2 protein-coding genes and 1 tRNA gene are annotated in these 3,003 nt (G+C 68.4%); 1 reads left to right on the forward strand and 2 read right to left on the reverse strand.

All coding sequences use genetic code 11. The features are described 5' to 3' along the window. Positions 1-9: 9 nt before the first annotated feature. Positions 10-86, forward strand: a tRNA-Met gene (locus TSH20_RS34410). Here TSH20_RS34410 and TSH20_RS34415 read toward each other — a convergent pair. After that, positions 43-1,710, reverse strand: a complete 1,668-nt coding sequence (locus tag TSH20_RS34415; RefSeq protein WP_109157743.1) for a recombinase family protein — start codon at positions 1,708-1,710, stop codon at positions 43-45. The two genes, TSH20_RS34410 and TSH20_RS34415, sit on opposite strands and share 44 nt — an antisense overlap. Positions 1,711-1,720: 10 nt before the next feature. Further along, a complete protein-coding gene (locus tag TSH20_RS34420; RefSeq protein WP_109157742.1) occupies positions 1,721-2,806 on the reverse strand; it encodes a tyrosine-type recombinase/integrase in 1,086 nt (361 codons plus the stop codon). Positions 2,807-3,003 lie beyond the last annotated feature (197 nt).

The following is a 3,003-nucleotide window of genomic DNA, read 5'->3' on the forward strand; positions in this document are numbered from 1 at the left end:
AAGAACATCCGCGGGGTGGAGCAGCCCGGTAGCTCGTCAGGCTCATAACCTGAAGGCCGCAGGTTCAAATCCTGCCCCCGCAACCACCAACACTTGACGCCCCGGTTCGAAAGAGCCGGGGCGTTCGTGCGTCTGGGCTTTGCGGATCTCAGCGGCGCCCTCGCAGACCGTCAGCACGCCGGCCAGCTCTCCGTGCAGGTCGGCGTCCAGTCCGGCACCGGCACGGGAGGGCGTCAGGACGACGCGATCGATCATGATCCGCACCATCTCCATCGCCTCGGCGCTGTCCTCGCCGCCAGCGAGAGCAGCCTCCAGCGCTTCCACCTTGCGACGGTAAAGGTCCGACAGTTGGGGGTGCAGCAGGACCGACGGCAGGTCCGCGTCGGGCTCCCCGGCCTCGGCAAGCAGACGGGCCTTGTCCGCCTCCAGGATGGTCAGGCGTTCCTTCATCGACTCGTGGTACAGCCCGTCCTCGATCGCCTTGAGGATACCGGCGATCTTGCGCTCGGCTGCCGCCAGCTCGCGCTCGCGCGTGCGGCGGTTGGGTTCGCGGTCGGCCGTTGCCGCTTCGACGCCGGCACGGAAGCTGTCGACGAACTCCTGGATCAGTTCGGGCGCCAGCAGGCGCTCCTTCAGCCCAGTGAGAACCCGCCGCTCGATGTCGAAGCGGGTGATGGTGCGGTCGTTGGTGCAGGTGCCTTTGCTGCGGTGGGCGGCGCAGCCATAGCGGTCCTTGGCCATGATGGCGTAGGTGCCGCCGCAGCACCCGCAGGTCAGCAACCCCGACAGCAGGAACTTGCGGCGGTGCGCCCGGTTCAGCGCGTTGCCCTGGTCATCGCGACCGATTTCGAAGCTGATCGATGCCTGCCGGGCCTTCACCCGCTCCCACAGCGCGGTGTCGACGATGCGCAGCTCCGGCACCTCCACCACCTCCCATGCCTCCGGCGGGTTGGGCCGCGCAACCCGCTTGCCGGTTTCCGGATCCTTGACGTAGGAGCAGCGGTTCCATTCTAGCCGTCCGGCATAGATCGCGTTGTTCAGGATACCGGTGCCGCGCTCGACCTGACCGCGGATGGTGGTGTCCTGCCAGAGCCGGCCCTCTGGACCGGGTACCCCGTCGGCGTTGAGGCGCTTGGCGATGGCGCGCGGGCTGGCACCGTCAGCGAACAGGCGGAAGATGTGCTGGACGACCGCGGCTTCCGCCAAGTTGATCCGCCGCCTGCCACGACCTTCAGCGTCGCCATCCAGCACGTCATAGCCAAAGGCCTTGCCGCCCGGCATCCGGCCGGCCATGGCACGGCCGAGCTGGCCGCGGCGGGTCTTGTCCGCCAAGTCTTTCAAGGCGACCTGCGCCATCATGCCCATGACGGCGACGTGGATGGTGGTGATTTCGCCGAGCTGCGGGGTGAACAGCCGGACGCCGTGGAAGGCGAGGCGGTCCTGAAGGTCGGCGGTGTCGGCGAGGCGACGGCCGAGCCGGTCGATCGCTTCGCACAGCACGATGTCGAAGCGGCGCTGTCCGGCCTCGCGCAGCAGCTTCTGGAAGGCCGGACGGTGACGGCTGGCGCCGCTGAGGGCGGCATCACTGTAATGGTCGACGACAGTCCAGCCCTGGCGCTCGGCATAGCGCCGGCAGACCTCGATCTGGTCGGCAATGGAGGCTTCGCGTTGCTGGTCGCTGGAATAGCGGGCGTAGATGACGGCGCGCATGATGGGGATCCTACGGGCGCTCGCCGCGGACAGTGCGGCGCAGGTGGGTGATGTGGTCGGTGAGGGTGGCCTGATAGCGGCGGCTGGCCTCCAGCCCCTTGGCCATCGTGTAGTGGCGCTCGCTGGTCCGCAGCGTGCTGTGGCCGAGCAGCGCCGCCGTCAGCCGGGCGCCCTGCGGGTCGTCGATGGCAATGCTGGTCGCGGCGCAGTGGCGCAGCAGGTGCGGGTTGATCCGTTCGCCGAGGACGGCCGGGGTTGCGCGCTCGAAGCGGCTGGAAACGCCGTTGAGGGTCATCGGCAGCCCCTCGCGGGTGATCCACAGAGCATCATGGGCGTGACCTTGCAGCAGCCACGGGCGATGGTGGTCGAGATAGCGCGCCATGTGGGGCACCAAGCTGGCCGGCAGCGGGAAGCTCATCGGACCCTCACATTTGAGGTCCTCGCGTTCCAGCTGGATCAGGAAGCCGTCGGAGGTCGGCCGGAGATGCTGGCCCACCCGCAAACCGGCCAACGTGCGGCGGCGGATCGGCCGGGCAATGGTGAGGGCGAACATCAGGGCGTCGCGAAAGGCTGTGGCATGGGCGAACGGCCGGGTTTCAGGCTTCCCCTCGATTCCGGCAAGGGCGGCGAGGGCCCTCTGGTAAAGGTCGGCGGCGTTGCGGATGCGCGGCGTGATCGGTCGCCGGTTGGCGGCGCCCCGCTTCAGGCGACCAGCGGTGCGGCGCAGCCACCCCCAATCGGCGTCGGGCGCCAGGGCCGGCATGATGGCGGCGAGTTGGTCGATGGTGGTCCACAAGGACAGTGGTGCCAGAACGGGACGCAACAGGTCGATGTAGCGACGCACCACGTCCGGCGTCACGCGATCGCCAGGACCAGCATCCGGCATCAGCAGACCTTGCTGATCGAGGAAAGTGAGCCAGCGGCCGTAGTTAGCGACGAGGCCGCGACGGGTGGCCGGCGCCCAGTCGGTGGCGGCACCGGCGTCATCCAACGGCCCACCTAATTCGCAGGCGGTTTGCCACAGGGCGCGGTCCTGCTCGGGCCAAGCGCTGACCGGCATGCTGCGGCGGCCGATGGTCACGGAGGTCTTGCTCATCGCCTCAGCGCCCCACGATCTGGCCGCGAAGCGACCTGGTGCGTTCCAGGATGTTGGCGTCAAAGCGGGCGACCGCGGCGGCGGTGTCCTGGCCGGTGTAGTAGGTCACCTATGGCGCGACAATCAGGATGGAGAGCGCGACAATCAGGATGAGACGGTCTGGGGTCGCGGCAGGAGCATGATTGACGCTGCAGTAG

This window comes from Azospirillum sp. TSH20, from assembly GCF_003115935.1.
Classification (GTDB): Bacteria; Pseudomonadota; Alphaproteobacteria; order Azospirillales; family Azospirillaceae; genus Azospirillum.